Source organism: Oceanobacillus sp. NCCP-135, from assembly GCF_059698015.1.
Map to the genome: position 1 here is coordinate 27,051 of NZ_BAAKSZ010000010.1, position 17,788 is coordinate 44,838.

General features: G+C 34.9%; 15 protein-coding genes. 7 read left to right on the forward strand and 8 right to left on the reverse strand.

Going from position 1 to position 17,788, the window contains the following annotated elements:
• Positions 1-247: 247 nt before the first annotated feature.
• From AC6HVZ_RS09040 to AC6HVZ_RS09055, 4 genes are all read right to left on the reverse strand, one after another.
• Positions 248-1,198, reverse strand: coding sequence for an Rpn family recombination-promoting nuclease/putative transposase (locus tag AC6HVZ_RS09040; protein ID WP_497557820.1), 951 nt, complete (start codon positions 1,196-1,198; stop codon positions 248-250).
• A 242-nt stretch (positions 1,199-1,440) separates the two neighbouring features.
• Positions 1,441-1,761 (reverse strand): nucleotidyltransferase domain-containing protein, encoded by a 321-nt coding sequence (locus AC6HVZ_RS09045; RefSeq protein ID WP_497557821.1) that lies wholly within the window; start codon positions 1,759-1,761, stop codon positions 1,441-1,443.
• A 4-nt stretch (positions 1,762-1,765) separates the two neighbouring features.
• On the reverse strand, positions 1,766-2,161 hold the full coding sequence (locus AC6HVZ_RS09050) for a nucleotidyltransferase substrate binding protein (RefSeq protein ID WP_497557822.1): 396 nt from the start codon (positions 2,159-2,161) through the stop codon (positions 1,766-1,768).
• Positions 2,162-2,326: 165 nt separating this feature from the next.
• A complete protein-coding gene (locus AC6HVZ_RS09055; protein ID WP_497557823.1) occupies positions 2,327-3,373 on the reverse strand; it encodes a dipeptidase in 1,047 nt (348 codons plus the stop codon).
• 214 nt (positions 3,374-3,587) lie between these two features.
• Here AC6HVZ_RS09055 and AC6HVZ_RS09060 point away from each other — a divergent pair, with 214 nt between their 5' ends.
• From AC6HVZ_RS09060 to AC6HVZ_RS09075, 4 genes are all read left to right on the forward strand, one after another.
• Positions 3,588-4,721, forward strand: a complete 1,134-nt coding sequence (locus tag AC6HVZ_RS09060) for an acyltransferase (protein ID WP_497557824.1) — start codon at positions 3,588-3,590, stop codon at positions 4,719-4,721.
• Positions 4,722-4,892: 171 nt separating this feature from the next.
• Positions 4,893-5,621 carry a glycerophosphodiester phosphodiesterase gene (locus tag AC6HVZ_RS09065; protein ID WP_497557825.1) on the forward strand — a complete coding sequence of 243 codons (729 nt, stop codon included), beginning with the start codon at positions 4,893-4,895 and terminating at the stop codon, positions 5,619-5,621.
• A gap of 446 nt (positions 5,622-6,067) precedes the next feature.
• Entirely contained in the window at positions 6,068-7,117 is a 1,050-nt protein-coding gene (locus AC6HVZ_RS09070) for a glycosyltransferase family 4 protein (protein WP_497557826.1), read from the forward strand.
• A 239-nt stretch (positions 7,118-7,356) separates the two neighbouring features.
• On the forward strand, positions 7,357-9,297 hold the full coding sequence (locus tag AC6HVZ_RS09075) for an S-layer homology domain-containing protein (protein WP_497557827.1): 1,941 nt from the start codon (positions 7,357-7,359) through the stop codon (positions 9,295-9,297).
• A gap of 74 nt (positions 9,298-9,371) precedes the next feature.
• Here the strand turns inward: AC6HVZ_RS09075 and AC6HVZ_RS09080 are convergent, their stop codons facing one another.
• Genes AC6HVZ_RS09080 through AC6HVZ_RS09095 form a run of 4 tightly spaced genes read right to left on the reverse strand, consistent with a single transcriptional unit; the run spans position 9,372 to position 12,127 of the window.
• Positions 9,372-10,658 carry an ArnT family glycosyltransferase gene (locus tag AC6HVZ_RS09080; protein ID WP_497557828.1) on the reverse strand — a complete coding sequence of 429 codons (1,287 nt, stop codon included), beginning with the start codon at positions 10,656-10,658 and terminating at the stop codon, positions 9,372-9,374.
• A gap of 13 nt (positions 10,659-10,671) precedes the next feature.
• Entirely contained in the window at positions 10,672-11,043 is a 372-nt protein-coding gene (locus tag AC6HVZ_RS09085; RefSeq protein WP_497557829.1) for an EamA family transporter, read from the reverse strand.
• Between the two features lie 22 nt (positions 11,044-11,065).
• Positions 11,066-11,425 carry a DUF2304 domain-containing protein gene (locus tag AC6HVZ_RS09090; RefSeq protein WP_497557830.1) on the reverse strand — a complete coding sequence of 120 codons (360 nt, stop codon included), beginning with the start codon at positions 11,423-11,425 and terminating at the stop codon, positions 11,066-11,068.
• A gap of 9 nt (positions 11,426-11,434) precedes the next feature.
• Positions 11,435-12,127 carry a glycosyltransferase family 2 protein gene (locus AC6HVZ_RS09095; RefSeq protein WP_497557894.1) on the reverse strand — a complete coding sequence of 231 codons (693 nt, stop codon included), beginning with the start codon at positions 12,125-12,127 and terminating at the stop codon, positions 11,435-11,437.
• A 275-nt stretch (positions 12,128-12,402) separates the two neighbouring features.
• On the opposite strand from AC6HVZ_RS09095, the gene AC6HVZ_RS09100 reads away from it, so the two are divergent.
• From AC6HVZ_RS09100 to AC6HVZ_RS09110, 3 genes are all read left to right on the forward strand, one after another.
• On the forward strand, positions 12,403-13,677 hold the full coding sequence (locus AC6HVZ_RS09100) for a nucleotide sugar dehydrogenase (protein ID WP_497557831.1): 1,275 nt from the start codon (positions 12,403-12,405) through the stop codon (positions 13,675-13,677).
• A gap of 5 nt (positions 13,678-13,682) precedes the next feature.
• Complete coding sequence (locus AC6HVZ_RS09105; RefSeq protein ID WP_497557832.1) at positions 13,683-14,396, forward strand: WecB/TagA/CpsF family glycosyltransferase; 714 nt, start codon at positions 13,683-13,685, stop codon at positions 14,394-14,396.
• A 552-nt stretch (positions 14,397-14,948) separates the two neighbouring features.
• Positions 14,949-17,609, forward strand: a complete 2,661-nt coding sequence (locus AC6HVZ_RS09110; RefSeq protein WP_497557833.1) for an S-layer homology domain-containing protein — start codon at positions 14,949-14,951, stop codon at positions 17,607-17,609.
• Positions 17,610-17,788: the final 179 nt, after the last annotated feature.

Consider the following 17,788-nt stretch of genomic DNA (forward strand, 5'->3'; position numbering starts at 1 on the left):
GTGCACGACTTTACTGGGTAGGTGCATAGATTGGGGAGGTTGTCGCAAGACTTTTCCCGGTTCGTGCACAAGCTGAGAGAGTTATCACACAGCTTTCCCAGGTTGATAGGCAACCAACAATCTACAATTAGCCTATTGTTGGTTTACAAGTAGATTACATTTCTGGGAAATACACTATGATATTGGTATATATTTCTCTTGCCTTTTCATCATCATATACATGGGATGGGCTTCCCCACGCAATTATTTACTGCATATCCTTTTTTATTTGCTCAATTTCTTCAGCCGATAAATCGGTTACCTCGATAATTTGTCTCTTATCCATGTCTAAACGTAATAGTTTCTTTGCCATTTCCAATTTTCCTCTTTTTAGACCTTTCTCCAGACCTTTCTCCAGACCTTTCTCCAAACCTTCTTTCAATCCTTCCTGCATCCCTTCAGATCTTAATCGTTCAGCAGTTGACATCAGTCGCTTCCTCCCTTCAATCGATAATTCCGCTTTTAATGTTTCTACAGGCACACCATCACGGGCACTTAATACGTAAAACAGCACTGTAGCAAAATAGTCAGGATAATAGTTACTTAACATTTTATCAATTGTTATAACAGTATCCATCAATTCCCTTATATCCTTGACGAAGATATGTTTTGACAATTCCAAATAGGCCTGTAACTTGGCGTTTCCCTTGATTTCTTCCTTGCCGTCTGAAGAAAAATCATAATAATAGAACTCATAATTTGGCACACACTTCTGAATATGCTGCGGAAAATTATTATAGTTACGAATCCGGTTGCCAATTGTTTTAGGACTTTCCCAACTTTCACTTCCATGATAAATAATTAATGGAACAATGACAGGCAATTCTTTTGTCTTTTCTTTTGTTAACAGTTGGTTCCATATTTGGAGCATATATCCCAGAAGCTGAAAAGCAATATCTGGTGCTTGATAACTTTTATGTTCGAAAAAAAAGTACAAATAGCCTTTGTTACCATCCATATTTACACTAAATAACAGGTCTGAGTATGCATCTTGTAGCTTAGGCTCAATAAAACTATCCTTCGTCGCTGCCAATGTTCCTACATCTATTATATCCAAAATTTCCTCAGGTAAATAATTATTAATAAAATCTGTTGTTACATCAAGATCGCTAAATGTCTCTTTAAATAGTTTATCATGCGGATGATTGATTTTCTTCATACGCATAGCCCCTATTTGGAATAGTTTGATAACTATAATATAGCATAAATATGGAGTAAAAGATATATACTCAGGTCCAAAGATATTTTTGCGCAAGGGCCAATTTTCCCCTTTTTAGACATATAGGATAAATCAGTACTCTTCTGAAAATACATACTAAAAAAAGCATAGATATCCTGCTTATAAAAGGTCTCTTGTACGATTGAATTAAAAGTTAATTCTGTCTATTCCCTTTTGTCATATTACTTGGCTTCCCGGAATTTATAACGAGGTAGTCTACAATTGCCGATACAACAACATTCTTGCCTCGTTATATAAAAATATATGTAACGAAGATGTGTATGTCTAAATCTCTTTATAATCACATTCCTCGTTATAAAATAGTGTTTTTTTCGGGAATCCAGGATATTAGGGGCGACAAATGCCAAATCTATATCGGACTTTTCTGTGTTGTCTCCGATTGCTCTTGAGCCAAATAGAATAATTTTATTAATTGTATCTATTCGTTGACCGACCCCATGTAATTGTTCCAATAGCCTTTGCTCAATTATCAAGTGATTCACTCCCTCATCCTTGATATTTTTTCTTTAATAGTTCATAAGTAGATTTCATCTCTGGGAAGTACACGACGATATTATTATATAGTTCCCTTGCTTTTTCTTCGTCATACACATGGGATGTTTCAATTCTATCACGCAGCATTTGTAACCATACATGCTCATTCTCTAACCAATCAATGGAAAAAGAATGCTTTAGCGTTTCTCTAGGGCTTTTTGCATCAATTCCCTCTTCAGCAAGTAAGCGTTGTAGCGTGTTCCAATAGAGTTCAAATGTAAATTCGAAACGTTGTATTGTACCATCGATATACAAGCTATTCGTATCATCTTCATTTAGAGCTTCTTCCAGTCTTCCCAATGCTTTCTCTAAATTACTTAAACTTTGCTTGGTCTTTCTATCAGACATGAATATTCCTCCTCTAAAAGTGCTCAGACAATTCCGATAACTATATATACTTTACTATAATGTAGGATATATAGGCAAACTTATACATTTTTACTACTACATAATTTGGCTAGAATTTATTAATCAAACGTTTGATCAATTAAATCGAGGCAAGCTAATCACTGCTTACCCCAAAACCTCCCCATAAACCCGCAGCATATTCCCACCATAAATCTTCAGCACATCCTCCTTCTTCAATCCTCTCTCCAACAATGCATAGGTAAGCTCACTCAGTTCTCCATGATCGCCTAAAATATCAAAGGCCTTATGTGGCAGCTTATCCCCCTCTTCAGGAGATGAATATTTATTAAACAGATTACATAAATCCAGTCCCAGCCCAACATGATCAATTCCCACAACTGATACCATATGTTCAATATGATCCACCAGCTTTTCAATAGTTGCAGCTTCATCGATTTCCGAAGCAATTATACTTACAGCGTTAATCCCGGCAACCCCACCGGAATCCGCAATTGCCCTTAACTGGTCATTCGTTAAATTCCGGGGCGTATTAGCAATGGTGCGTGCATTGGAATGTGATGCAATCACTGGCTGATGGGAGTGCTTGATAATATCAGAAAATCCCTGATCATTAATATGAGTTACATCCATAATCATCCCGAGTCGCTCTGCCTCTGTAATGACAGAAAGGCCAAAGTCCGTGATTCCACCAGTCATTGCCCGGTCGGAAAAGTCAAATGCGCACCCATCACCTGCCGCATTTCTCCGACTCCAGGTAAGTCCAATCAGACGCACGCCCAATTCATAAAACACACGTAATAGTGTCACATCTTCTCCCAGTGGCTCAACACCTTCAAAAGAAAGCATGATTCCAATTTTCCCACTTTGTTTAGCCTGCATAATATCATTCGTATTTTTACAAAGCATGATCTTATCCGGAGATTCCTCGATCTCCCTATAAAGACAGCTCACCTGATTCAAAGCCTTGCGTAGTGCCATCTCCGGTAAATCCGTATCATCGAGGTAAATGGAGGATGAGATAATATTCCACCCCCCTTTTAAAAAATGAGGAAGATGATCTGTTTCAATCACTCGCTTACGTCCCAGGCTCCGTTGTGCCGCTACATCGTAAAGGAGATCGAAATGTGCGTCGATAATCATTGCCTCATGATGAATTTCCTCAACTAAGTGCTTATGGTTTTCCTTTGTCATGATAAGATTTCCCTCCAAGTTTAAATTGGTATTATCTTCATCGTATCATATGTTGATTGTTTTTTTGATGAAGCCACCTACTACTAAGTTAGAAAATACTTCCTGACTAGAGCTTCCCGTAAATTCACCTGTTTATTCGAACGGTATTATAGCGTATAGAAACAGCAGGAAAGGATTTATTAACCAACCAATCAACTAGGGAAGTGACTACAGCATGGAACGTAATTACAGCATTGATTTTATAAAGTTTTTTGCGATATTCGCTGTCGTATGTATTCATACAGGGACAGTCAGTGGTGTTCAAATAGGAGCGATTCATGGAGATGATATTGATTTTATAATAGACATTGCTGCTCGATTTGCGGTGCCATTCTTTTTTATGGCTGCAGGGTATTTATTTGTGCAAAAAGTGAACAGCATTGCGACTATATATCCAACAGAAATTACAAAACACCAGCTGAATTATTTTAAAAAATACACGGTAAAACTTGGAAAGCTATGGCTGGCATGGTTTGTTTTTTATTTTATATTTGACTTAGGGATTAAATATATGGAAACAGACAAGACAAGCCAGGCTTTGCAGGCAATGTTTATCGATTATATGTCAAGTATATTCACGTGGGAGCTTTTTTATTATGGGGCCGGTCATTCGCAGTATCATTTATGGTTCTTGCTTGCGCTAATTTGGTCGATCATTATTCTATTTGCATGCATGAAAATAAAATTATTGCCATTGCTTCTAATGATAGGGCTTGGGTTGAATATTTATGGGGTATTCGGCCAGTCTTATTCATTTATTTATGAGGTCACATTAACAACAAGGGATACTTTGTTTTTCGGTCTGTTCTATACTGCACTCGGGGGATTTATAGCTGCAAATGCACAGAAAATAAAGCATACAGCAATGAAAGTACCATCATCATTATATATCAGTTTGCTTATTTTATTGATGGCAATTCAAGTAATCGAAGGATATGTCACGATAAGACTATTGGAAGGGAATGATCAAAATTACTTTCTGGCAACAATTCCTTTCAACATGATACTCTTCTTATTCATCATGAAACATAATAAAGTTGGAAAAAGTTCATTGGTATCCAAAATTGGTGCCAATGCGGTAGGGATATATGTTGTACATGTATTTGTGATGGAGTGTATTCGCATTATGATGTCGAGATTGCAACTGGTTCATATAGAGGAGACGATCCTATGGAAGCTCACGTTTACACCCGCAGTTTTTATTCTAGCCTACCTCATGTACGTCGTTATTCAATATCTGAAACGAAAAACATTGCCCAGATTGAATCGTGGTTTGCCACGTGGGAAGGCGGATCATAAATTATCTTAACTCTATGTTAGAAGAATCTTTTCGGTAGTAAAGCAAATATCCTTATTTCACTGCCATTTAATATTTACAAAAAATTTACCCATTTCTAATATCTTCTTAATAAAGGTCTTTTATAATGATAAATAGAACAACCCATAAGCCAAAATCTTATAGACTGAGAGGAGAATTTTAATGAGTATACGTGGAATCGGGCACAGAGGGTACCCAGCGAAATATCCGGAAAATACGATGTCTTCTTTTCAAGCTGCTATTGAACTAGGCTTCTCGCACATGGAACTTGATGTACATGTCAGCAAAGATGGAATTCCAGTCGTCATGCATGATCACAGGATCGATCGAATGACAGATGGAACAGGTGAAATACGGGATTACACACTAAGCGAATTACGACAGTTCACCATAAATCACGATGAACAAATACCCACCTTGGAAGAAGTGTTATTACTCGCCAAAGGTCGGATTATCGTAGCAATCGAACTGAAGGATCCGAAGCTGTATAGCGGAATGGAAGAAAAAGTATATACGGTGATTAAACGTACAGGCATGATCGACCAGGTTTATCTCATCTCATTTGATTATAAATCACTTGCAAAATTACGAACGCTTTCCATAGATCTGCAGCTCGGCCCACTCGTCAACAAGCTGAAACGTTCGCATTTCCGTCTTTTGAACAAGCTCGACGCCAAGTATATTGCAGTTAAATTTGCAGTCCTTGACGAAAAGTTTATTAAAAAATGTGAAGCGTGCGGAATACAGGTAGTCGTCTGGACAGTCAATAAAATCGAACAAATGCAGTATTTGAAAAAGTTTCCTTCTATATTAGTTACGACAGATGAATTGGAGAAATTTAAGGCTTTTCATTATCCGGAAGCTGTGGATTGGAAGCAGGTGAGTGTTTGATGGAAAAGTGTGGCAGATCAGGGAAATTGGCAAAGGTGAAATATATTTATTTGGTCGCATTGCCTTTGTTGGGTTTAGTTGCGTTGTTTGGGTTGAAGCGTGGGGAGAGGTATGTGCGGGTGTATAGGTAGGGTATAGAGGAATCGAATATTTTAATTTAAAACGTTTATAAAAACCTTGATTAAGACTATATGTCTATTTCTAAGGTTTTTTTATTGAAGAAAAGAAACTTTCTAAATAAAGCTGTTTGCTTGAAGTATAAAAATCAGAGATTAATAGCTTCTAATTTTTTGCTATTGATTTTATAATACTAATTATATATAATTATAGGGAATGTTTGGCAATAGCTTCATAGAGTCTAAAATAATGTAACGTTTATATAAAGGTATCGTCTATAATTATAGAAGAAAATTAACTGTATATGTACCAGTCATAGGAGGATCTAGATGGAATACATTGCTTTGGTAATTTGTTTTATTGCAGCATTATTAATAACACCTTTGGTAAAAAAATTAGCGATTAAAATTGGAGCAGTTGACAAACCGAATGAGAGAAAAATCCATAAGAAATTAATGCCCAGACTTGGCGGGCTGGCCATCTTCTCAGGCTTTTTGATCGGATTTCTGATTTTCCTGCCAGAAACGATCCAAGCTTGGCCGATTCTAGTTGGGGCTATTATTATTATAACAACAGGAATACTTGATGATTTAATAGAATTGACAGCAAAAATGAAACTTGCAGGACAAATACTCGCAGCGCTTGTTACGGTTCTAGGCGGTGTGCAGATGGAGTTTATTACACTGCCAAATGGAGAGATGCTTCATTTTGGTTATCTGGCTATCCCGATTACGATCATCTGGATTGTAGCAATTACAAATGCTATTAATCTAATAGATGGATTGGACGGTTTAGCTGCAGGTGTTTCATCTATCGCAATACTAACAATCTCTGGATTAGCTATCTCAATGGGAAATCCTTTAATCGCATTAATTGGTTTAATTATGCTAGGTAGCACATTAGGATTTTTAGTGTATAATTTCCATCCGGCAAAGATTTTCATGGGAGATACGGGGTCACTGTTTCTAGGGTATATGATTAGTGTTCTAGCGGTAATGGGTCTCTTTAAAAATGTCGCAGTATTTTCATTGATTGTACCGATTATTATTCTGGGTGTACCAATACTGGATACAATATTTGCGATTGTCCGTCGTATTATTCAAAAGAAACCATTATCCGCACCTGATAAATTGCACTTGCATCATTGCTTAATCAATTTAGGATTTACCCACCGTCAAACAGTTATTATGATTTACGCAATGAGCAGTTTGTTTAGTGTTGCAGCAATTGTATTCACACGTGCCACCATGTGGGGATCGACATTAATTATTGTTGGATTGCTTATTCTAGTGGAACTTATAGTAGAAGTGACTGGATTGGTTAGTGATAGGTACCGGCCATTGTTGAGGTTGGTGGAAGGTAGTAAGGTGAGGAAATAGATCGATCTGAATCTAGCAATCTTCAAGATTTCATCTTGAAAGGAAAAAATCTTGCTATTAGCATAGGTAGAAATAAATATAAGAATAGTAGCTGGTTTTACGTGAAGCTTTCAAAAGCATGATTCGTTAGCTAATAATAGCTTTCTGTTATCCATGCAAAACACTTCATGTAAAGCCTTCTTTTTTACCAATCTTTAGCAAGAGTTAATATATAAGATTAAAAAAAATTGGAGGTATCTATGAAAAAAATAGTCATCTTAGTCATTGCTCTTTTAATTTATACTTCATTCTATCCAATACATATTTTAGCTGAAGAAAATATAGAGAAAAGTAATGAAAAAGTTCAAGAACAAGAAAGAGAGAACAATACTGAAGTAGTAGAAAGTACAGATTCAGAGAATGATAAAGAAGAATACAATGAATTGGGTATTAAGATTGGGACAGAAGTATACGGTGAAGATATAAGCGAACTTAGTGAAAGTGAACTCCAATATATACCAGAAGGCTGGAGAGATGGAGTATTTGAAAGTGAACATCCAGAGCATGAGCAGACCAAAACGCGAGCTTCCATAATGGGTGCTAATTATCCCGATGTAAATAACTATATTTTAACTAACAATCTAGCAACAACAACAATCGAATATGATCATAATAGTGACTTTACGAAATTTAATTATCGAAACGGATTTGGGAAGGTTGAAGGTGTAGTAGCACATGAAACTGCTAATCCTAACTCAACAATTACAAACGAAATTGCTTATATGTCCAGGAATCATAAAAATGCATTTGTACATGCCTTTATAGATGGATCTAACATAATTGAGATTCACCCACCTGATTATGGTGCATGGGGAGCTGGAAGATACGCAAATCAAAGATTTGTTCATGTTGAATTAGTAAGAGTACATAACTTCCATGAATTCGCAAGTTCTATTAATAATTATGCTTATTATATTGCATCAATCCTATTTAATTATAACTTAGATGTTACAAGTGCTGAAAAAAGTGGAAAAGGTACGCTTTGGTCTCACAATGCGGTTAGCAAACACTTGGGTGGAACGACTCATGTTGATCCACATGGGTATTTCGCACAATGGGGTTATAATTGGAATGACTTTGTCAACCTAGTTGATGTCAAATATCATGAATTGATCGCTAAGAACACATACAGTACAAGTAAGCTGGGACATATTAATTCAAGTAAAGTACTTATCTATGATGATGTATTTGATTTGAATAGCTATACTACAGCTGGTTCAGATTTTACTAGTGAAGTATATTATATAAAACGAGAAATTAATGTAGGTGGTACAACTTATTACTTGGCAAGTAGAAATCCGAGCAGTATCACAGGAACAATTGGTTGGATTAAAGATCGAGACATGACTGTTCATAAACACGCAGGTGTAGATAAGAAAAGTAAAACACTCGTAGTTAAAGGAACCGGAAAAGCATATGATAAAGCTTGGGGTGGAGTGAAGAATAAAGTATTTGATGATTTATCACCTTTTGCTGGAAGACTATTTGAAGTTAATCTTACTGAAAAAGTAGGAAGTAATATTTGGTATAGAGGAATGTTAGCTGGAAAGCAGGTTTGGATACATTCAAGCTATGTGAACACAGAAATATCATCTAACCCTGGAATAAATTTTATTGATGTTTATGGAGATTCATCTCATTATGTAGGTATTTATGCGTTAGTAGATATGGGCGCGATAAATGGTTTTACGCTTAAAGAAGGAACAAAAGAGTTTAGACCCAATGGAAAGATTACACGCTCTCAAACTGCAAAGATATTTACGAATGCACTTGATTTTCCAATTCCACAGAATGTAGAAGCAATTCTTGGAAAATTCAATGATATTGATGATTCTCACTATTATGCAGATGAAATTGCTGCTGTATATGAAGCGGATATTTTTCAAGGAAGTAGTGGCAATTTTATGGATGGCCCTCTAACACGTGCACAAATGGCGAGTGTAATTGTGAGAGCATTTGATCTGGTTGATACAGGTGAAGAAGTAGAAATTAATCTAAATGATGTACCCGAATCACATAAAGAAAGTGTAAAAATTTTAAAACAGTATGAAATTACTACTGAGAAAAACTTCCGTCCAACAGAGACCGTGTTACGCGGGCAATTTGCTTCATTCTTATATAGAGCAATGGAAAACTCTTAGGGTAGAAATAGAATTTAATAAAGAAAGAACCCCAGAGATCTATTTTATAGATTTTCTGGGGTTTGTTTTATTATTCATGTGCTGGAAAGTTTCGGCTTATTCACTATCCCTATTAATTTCTGTATGATAACCACTATAAAAGTAGATATCATGATGAATACAATAAACATAAACGGCTGATTATAACGATCATAGGAAAAAAATATGTCGTTTAAAATCGTGTTATATATAACCAAAAATAGAAGGAATAAGTATTCTTTCCATCTACCCTTCATAAAGGGAATAATAAGTAAGGAGAATAGCCCCATGTACATAATATTTAGATGAATTTTATTTATAAACTCCTTAGAGACGTTAAATATTTCTATCCAATAAAATTGTGTTTCCCATTGTCTCTGTGTTTTCATGAGGACATAGCTTTCGAGGAATGTATCTCTGTTGGTTTTCCACCAAGTACTTATACGCATTTTAGCAACTTCTTCTTGCAGTTTCATACGTTCAAAAGCATTTAGATTTAGTTCCTCAATGCCGTCTACTACACTATCATAATCCTCGCCGTATAAATAACCATGCCCTTGATAAGTACCAAGGAGAAGTGGATTTCCAGCACCGCCAGTTAAAGGGATGAATTTTTCATAATGGATATAATTTCTTATCCACCATGGACCAAGTACAATAAGCAATAAAGCAAATGCTATCAGAAATTGTTTGACAGCCAGTTTTAACGGGTATTTTTTTAAAATAAGATAAATAAGTAATATTAATGGAAATAATGCTATAGTTGCTTTAAACATAATGCCAATAAGGTAACACATCATAAGCAAATAAAAGTGTGACATTTTATGTTCGTTAGCCAACCGTATTGAAAAATAAACCATACCAAGGAAAGACAGCATAAAAGGCGTCTCGGTTAACAATAAGTTGTCTGTAAGAATTTGTGGAATAAAAACTGCTAGCATAGCTGCAGCTAATAATCCAATATATACGTTGCTGATGTATTTACCAATGAGATAGACCATATAAACACTCGTTACACCTAAGAGTATCATAAAAATCTTTGCTGCATACATTCCAATATCATCAGTTCCAAAAATAAAAAATATGGATGCTAATAACAGTGTCTGTCCAGGCATGATATGAACAGTTGGAATAGGCTCATCAATATGGTACATTAATGTTCCTGTTTGAAGGAAATTCACCGCACTTCTAACATACGCTTCATCATCACTATTTAAAGTTAGCGAGAGGCCATAGGTTAATAGAGCAGCTAATCGGAGACCTAAAGCCATCAATAAAATTAACCAAATTAAGTTATGTATATATTTGTTTGAAAAGAACCCTCGAGAATATCTTTGTATCATTAATTAATACTCCTTACAAAGAATTGGATGTTAATCCTATTAAGGAAACACCAATCATAATAAATAAAACACCAATAACCTTAGCAATTGAAAGTGTTTCATTAAATATAAAATATGCTCCAAATACTGCAAATATATAAGCCATGCTTTGGATGGGATATGCAACACTTAATGGTACTCTTGTAAGGATAAACAACCATAATATTGTTGCAAATCCGTATAATACCAAACCACTTAGAATAAATGGAGATAACAATAGTGATATGATATCCTGAATACTTTGAAAACTGTCATTTCGTTGCATCATCCCGTACTTCCACAAAAATTGTCCTGAGACAAGGATCAATGTATTTGATAAAATTAAAATAAAATTTATAAAACTCACGTTCGCACACCATCTTTTTTAGTTATTTATTATGTGTTTCTTTTTTTAGCTCCTTTACTTCTTTTGATAGGAATGCAAGCTCTTGTGATAACGTTTTTATTTTTTCCTGATGTTTAGAAATACTGGTAGTATGGAAAATTAATAAATTTAATATAATTAAGAATCCGGCTAGAAATACAAGTGTGGGCATGTAGGCAATTCCCAATAACCTTGCTAAGGAATTCAAGGTGTTCATAAAAATAGCAACTAATAACCCTGCAGTTGCAAGAATAATCCATATAAAAGCTTGTTGATCCTGTAACTTATTTTTTGAAGTATAATATAACACTTGTATAAAAAACAGCAAAGCTACAATAATTGAAATAATTTGAACCGTATCCATATGACCTCCTTAAAAAACTGACCTCACAAATGAGAAATATGTTACTTTGATCATGTAATAAAATGATTTCATTGGAGTAATGGAAGATTTCCCTCCTTGTCTAGCATTCATCTCCACTTTAATTTCTTTAATACGGTATTTTTTACTTGCTAAATAAACTAATACTTCCACTTCTGGATAGTCTACGGGATAATATTTAGTAAATTCCTTAATCACTTTTTTATTCACAATTCGATATCCTGAGGTTGAATCGGTTATTTTTAATCTTGCCATCAAAAGTATCATATAATAAAAATAATAAATACCCACTCTTCGAATTAAACTACCTTTATAATTACTTTTTTCTACAAAACGAGAACCAATCACCATATCGTAATTGGTTCTTTTAATTTCGCTTACGAGATTATGCAAGTCAATCGGATCGTGTTGCCCATCCGCATCAAGTTGTATCGCATAGTCATAATTGTTTCTTAGAGCATATTTATAGCCAGTTTGCATTGCCCCTCCAATACCTAAATTAACTGGAAGGTTTATATAATTAAAATTATTATCTTCTAATATTTTTTTTGTGTTATCTGTAGAACCATCATTAACTACGATATAATTATATTTCGTTGTATCATTTAGTAATTTTAATGTATTGTAAATATTAGCTTCTTCATTAAAAGCTGGAATAATAATAAGAACGTTCTCTGTCAATATTATTTACTCCTTTCTCTCGACATATTTTGCCAGATTAATCCTAAAATATTATATCATAGTTAGATATATAACTGTATAATATAAATATGTAATTTTATTTGTCAATTATATCTTTAGTAAAGGATAGATGGTAAAATCAATTCATTAGAATAAAGATTGTTTTTTCCCATGCTTGAATTTCTGGATAAATTGACATATTATTAATGGATGATTATCAACAAAGTACAATTATAAAAAAATGAATAAATATATACAACAACGAAGGAGAATTAGTTATGAAATCAATTTGTGTAGTAGGTCTTGGCTACATTGGCTTACCTACTTCTGTCATGTTTGCTAAACATGGTTTTAACGTTCATGGTGTAGATGTAAATGAAAAAATTGTCGAATCACTATCAAAGAAACAACTTCATATAAAGGAACCAGGATTACAGGAAGCGTTAGAAGCTGTAATTGAAAATGGACATTTATCTGTATCCACAAAACCTGTAAACGCTGATGCTTATATAATTGCAGTTCCTTCTCCGATCACCGAAGAAAAGGTTGCAAACATGGATTACGTAAGAGCTGCTACCGAAAGTATTGTTCCATACATTCAAAAGGGGTCATTAATTATACTGGAATCAACGGTGCCACCAAGGACTGTTGAAGATGTAATGTTACCTATATTGGAAAAAACAAATTTAGATGTAAAAGAGGATATTTATATTTCTCATTCACCAGAACGAGTTATCCCAGGTAAGATCTTTGAAGAGCTGGAAAAAAATGATCGAATTGTAGGAGGGTATACAAGAAAAGCAGGTGAGCTTACAAAAGAACTGTATAAATCCTTTGTAAAAGGCGACATTCATCTGACAGATGCGACAACAGCAGAAATGGTCAAGGTTATTGAAAATACGTATCGTGATGTCAATATTGCATTTGCCAATGAACTTGCCAGAATCAGTGATAACATCGGAGTCAATGTATGGGAAGCAATCAAACTTGCTAATTACCATCCGCGTGTCAATATACATCAGCCAGGACCTGGTGTAGGGGGTCATTGCATTGCGGTAGATCCATGGTTCTTAGCGGAACTGCAACCTGATGAAGCTAAAATGATTAGCCTTGCAAGACAAAGAAATGATCATATGCCAGCTTATGTAGTAAATAAGGTTAAAGATATAGCAACAAAAAATAATGTGACATCACCTAAAGTTGCTCTTCTTGGATTGTCTTACAAAGGTAATGTAGATGACATGAGGGAAAGTCCAACCCTTACAGTAATCGAAAGTTTAAAAGAAGCAAGTATGGATTATATGGTTTATGATCCTTTCATTGAAGATATTAGACTTGAAAAGCAGTCGCTTACTTTGGATGAAACGATTCGTAATTCAGATATTATAGTTCTATTAACAGATCATATTCAATTTAAAGAATACGATCCAAATGAAATTGGAAAAGCTATGAATACAAAGCTTATTTTAGATACAAAAAATTGCTTGGATGAAAATATATGGCGAGAAGCAGGATTTATGTTTTATCGTCTAGGTGATGCAAAGAACAGGTGAGGAAATTGTCCGATAAAGAAACAATTCTAGGGGTTCATGTTTCAAATGAATCCTATCAAAGCTTAACTCAAAAGGTTTTTGAAAAGATTGAGGAACATAAGCAATCTTTTATTGTTGCTGTAAACCCTGAGAAAATTATGAAAGCATCCAATGATCAGGGATTACTTAATTTGATTAATTCGGCTGATTTCCAAATACCAGATGGAGTCGGTTTATTAATTGCCTCTAAATTACAAAAAGGGAAAATTAAAAACCGGATCACTGGTATTGATTTAATGATGCACTTAGTAGAGGAAGCTGCAAATAAAAATAAGAAGATATTTTTATATGGCGGTAAGCCTGGCATTGCTGAAATAGCAAAAAATAAATTACAGCAAATACACCCAACGCTTCAGATTGCTGGGGTCTTAGATGGTTATGTAAAAGATAACAACCAGATTATAGATACAATAAATCAAGCAAATCCTGACATAATATTCGTTGCAATGGGTAGCCCAAGACAGGAAGAATGGATTATCAAGAACAAGAACAATCTTAATACACTAGTTTTCCAGGGCGTTGGAGGATCTTTTGATGTTCTTGCAGGAAATGTTAAAAGAGCTCCAGGCTTGTTTCGGAAAATCGGCCTGGAATGGTTATACCGATTAATGAAGGAACCATGGCGATGGAAAAGACAGTTGGCATTGCCGAAGTTTATTATTAAGGTGTTATTTAAATAGTTATTTTACATAAGGACTAATTTATAAGCTGTAGGGCTTATAAATTAGTCCTTTAATTGTATGAAAGGTCTATGAATTCGGGATAATCAAATGAGTAAAAAGAACTAAAAAAATATTTATAAGGGAATTTTCGGTATGGAAAATAGGTTAGATCATTATATTGAAAATACAGATATATTATGAATAGATTACATATGTAATGACATTGGAAAATACTACCTATAAAAGTCTTTATTAACCTTTTGTGTAAAGGAAATATAAATAAATTTAATATAACGAAAAGATGACAAATCGCTTGATTTTTGTAAAACTTATAGTATTATAGGTAATAACTAGCAAGAGTTGGTACTCCTTCGTAATACTGGGTATGACTTATTAACTGAATCTTATAGTGTATTTGTACCAGTAAAATATTGACAATACTTATATACTATTATTATACTAATGGAAGACCAATAAATTGCTAGGAATATTACTAATTTTCTAGACTTGTACAAGTTGGTTAGAAAAGATTAGTATTTTATTATATTTTTTAAGGGAGGAAGAATTTTTATGGCTCAAAAGAATTTCAAAAAGTTTGCTGTTACGTCATTAGCAGCAACAACAGCAATCGCAGGTATTGCACCTGTAGTTGCATCTGCAGATGAGATTGAATTTACAGATTTGCAGAAAGATGGTCCTTTAGGTGAATCTTACTACGAGGCAGTGCAAGCATTAGTTGCTACTGGAGCTATAAGTGGATATACTGCAGATGATGGTTCGAAGTACTTTAAACCTTTAGAATCTATTAAACGCTCACAAGCAGCTAAAATGTTCACTGAAGCATTAGACTTACCAGTACCTAACAATGTGGCGGAAGTATTAGAAAATTTAGTAGACGTTGATGAAAATCACTATTATGCTGATGAGATCGCTGCTACATATCAAGCTGGTATTTTTGAAGGAAATGATAATGGGGAATTTAATGATGGACCTCTATATCGTTCACAAATGGCTACAGTACTAGTTCGTGCATTTGAACTTGAAGATACTGGAGAAGAAGTAAATGTTAATTTGGAAGATGTTACAGAAGCTCACAGAGATAGTGTGAAAATTCTAGCGCAACATGGTATTACTAACCAATTAGACTTTAATGGAGATCAAACTACAAACCGTGGACAATTCTCTAATTTCCTTGCTAGATCAATGGGTCTAATTGAAGCACCAGCGGAAGATGTAGTTGTTGAAGGTGTAAGTGCGATTACAACGATGGGTATAACTGTTTCATTCACTGCTCTGGAAGCTGATGAATTTGGTGCAACTGTTGAAGTTAAAGATCCTAGCGGTAAAGTTGTTCCTGTTAAAGCTCAAGATTTATCTGAGGGTGACGATGGAACTGTATTTGTGTTTGAAAAAGCATACGACAAAGCATCTGACATTCCTGCAGGAGTATGGACTGTAAATGGTGTTGAGTATGACTATTCTGCACAGTTGGCAGTGGAAGCTGTTAAAGAAGCTGGCAACCAAGTAGAATTGCTTGAAGCTCTTCAATCAGACTACTTTACAGGTGTTAATGCAGACTTAATTGCTGAATATGAATTAAAAGGATTTGCTGATGCTGTAACAGTTGCTGATGTACAAGAAGTAATTGATGAAGTAAATAAAGAAGAAGCTGACGATGTTGAAGAAGCTGCAGTAGTTAAAGCTGTTGTTGATGCAAAAACTCAGCCACAATTATTGACAGCTCTTAATACTCATTTTGAACGTGTTAATAAAGACTGGATTGAAGCATATGCGGATACAGTTGTCGCTGGTAAAACGCTACTAACACTTGAAGGAGCGACTGGGTACGATGCAGTAACAAGCGATTCTATCCAAACAATTATTGATGATTCGAACGAAGCTGCAATTGATGACCTAGCAGGTGCAGGTGTATTAGTTGATGCTGAAGCAGAATTAAAATCTTCTTCAATTGCTAATGCTGAGTCTTTAATCAAAACATATATTAAAGAAGATACAGCTGGGTCAACAACTAAAGAAACATTTCTTGATCGTGTAGCTGTACACAAAGCTGTTATCGGTGTAAACGAAGCAACAACAAACAACACATTGAAATCTCGTCTAGCTACATTAGCTGACCTTGATGATGCTTTAGATATGGATACAGTGAACGATGTACTTCTTGCTGAATATCTACAAGATATTAAAGATGCAGATGTTACTGATAAACTTTCTGCCTCTGCTATTCAAGCAATCATCGTTGATGCAAATGACACTGCACTGACAAATGCAGTTACTGATATTGAGACAAACTTTGCAAACTATGAAACTGATGAAACTCAGCCTAATTTCAACAAAGACACAGCTAAAGCTATTAAAGAGTTGAATCGTCTAGCAGATGTATCAGATGCTCTTGATAAAGATCAAATTGATACTGCATTAATTGCTGATTACATTACTGATATCAATGCAGCAACATTAAATGTAGATCCAGCAGTAGCAGCTGGGGAAATTGCTAATCTTATCGACGTTGCCAATGGCAATGTGGTTTCTGATGCAGTCGCTGAAGTAGCGACAAAGTCCGAACCAGCTGCAGATAATGCAGATGAACTATTAGCAGCATTAAAAGATGAAAACTTAAATCTTGATAACGTAGTTGACGCTAACAAAGCAGCATACTTAACAGATAAAGCACTTCTTAATGCTGCTGCTAACAACAATGGCGCTACTAACGCAGAAGACATAGCTGTAATCAAAACAGTAGTAAATCAAATAAATGCAGTTGTTGCAGCAAACAATGCAAAAACTGCAGAAGCAATGCGTGCTGCATTTACATCATACGCATTAGCTACTAACAAAACTGTTTACATTGACCTTCCAAACGTTGCTAAGTTAGAAGTAGCTGATCTTGCTCTTGAGGCTAAAGAAGCTAAGTACAATGACAGCGTGTCAGTTGATGGAGCAATCGTTGCTGCAATAAATGCACATGAAGGACTTTTAAATAAAATAAACGGTGTTATTACTGCCGACTCTGAAATCAGTGATGTCAATACAGCGCTATCAGGTATAGAATACGCTGCATATGATACCCTTGATGCTGTAACTCGTCTAGCAGTAGCCCAAGCTTATCTTGAGGCTTTACCAGTTGATGAAAATGACGTAGGTGTTGCTCTTACTTATGAAACTATTGCAGCAATTCACAAAGATATCGACGCAGCAATCGCTGCTCAATAAGAATTATTATTCGCTCAACACTTGTAAAGTGCTAGGCAACAATATAGGAAGAACTGACCTTATGGTTGGTTCTTTCTTTTTAGTTTAGTAGAGTAAAAAGTAACATGTTACTTTTTAATTAGATTTTTGCTGCTCTATCATATATAATTAAATATGGTATATTGTTAGGAGGAATAATA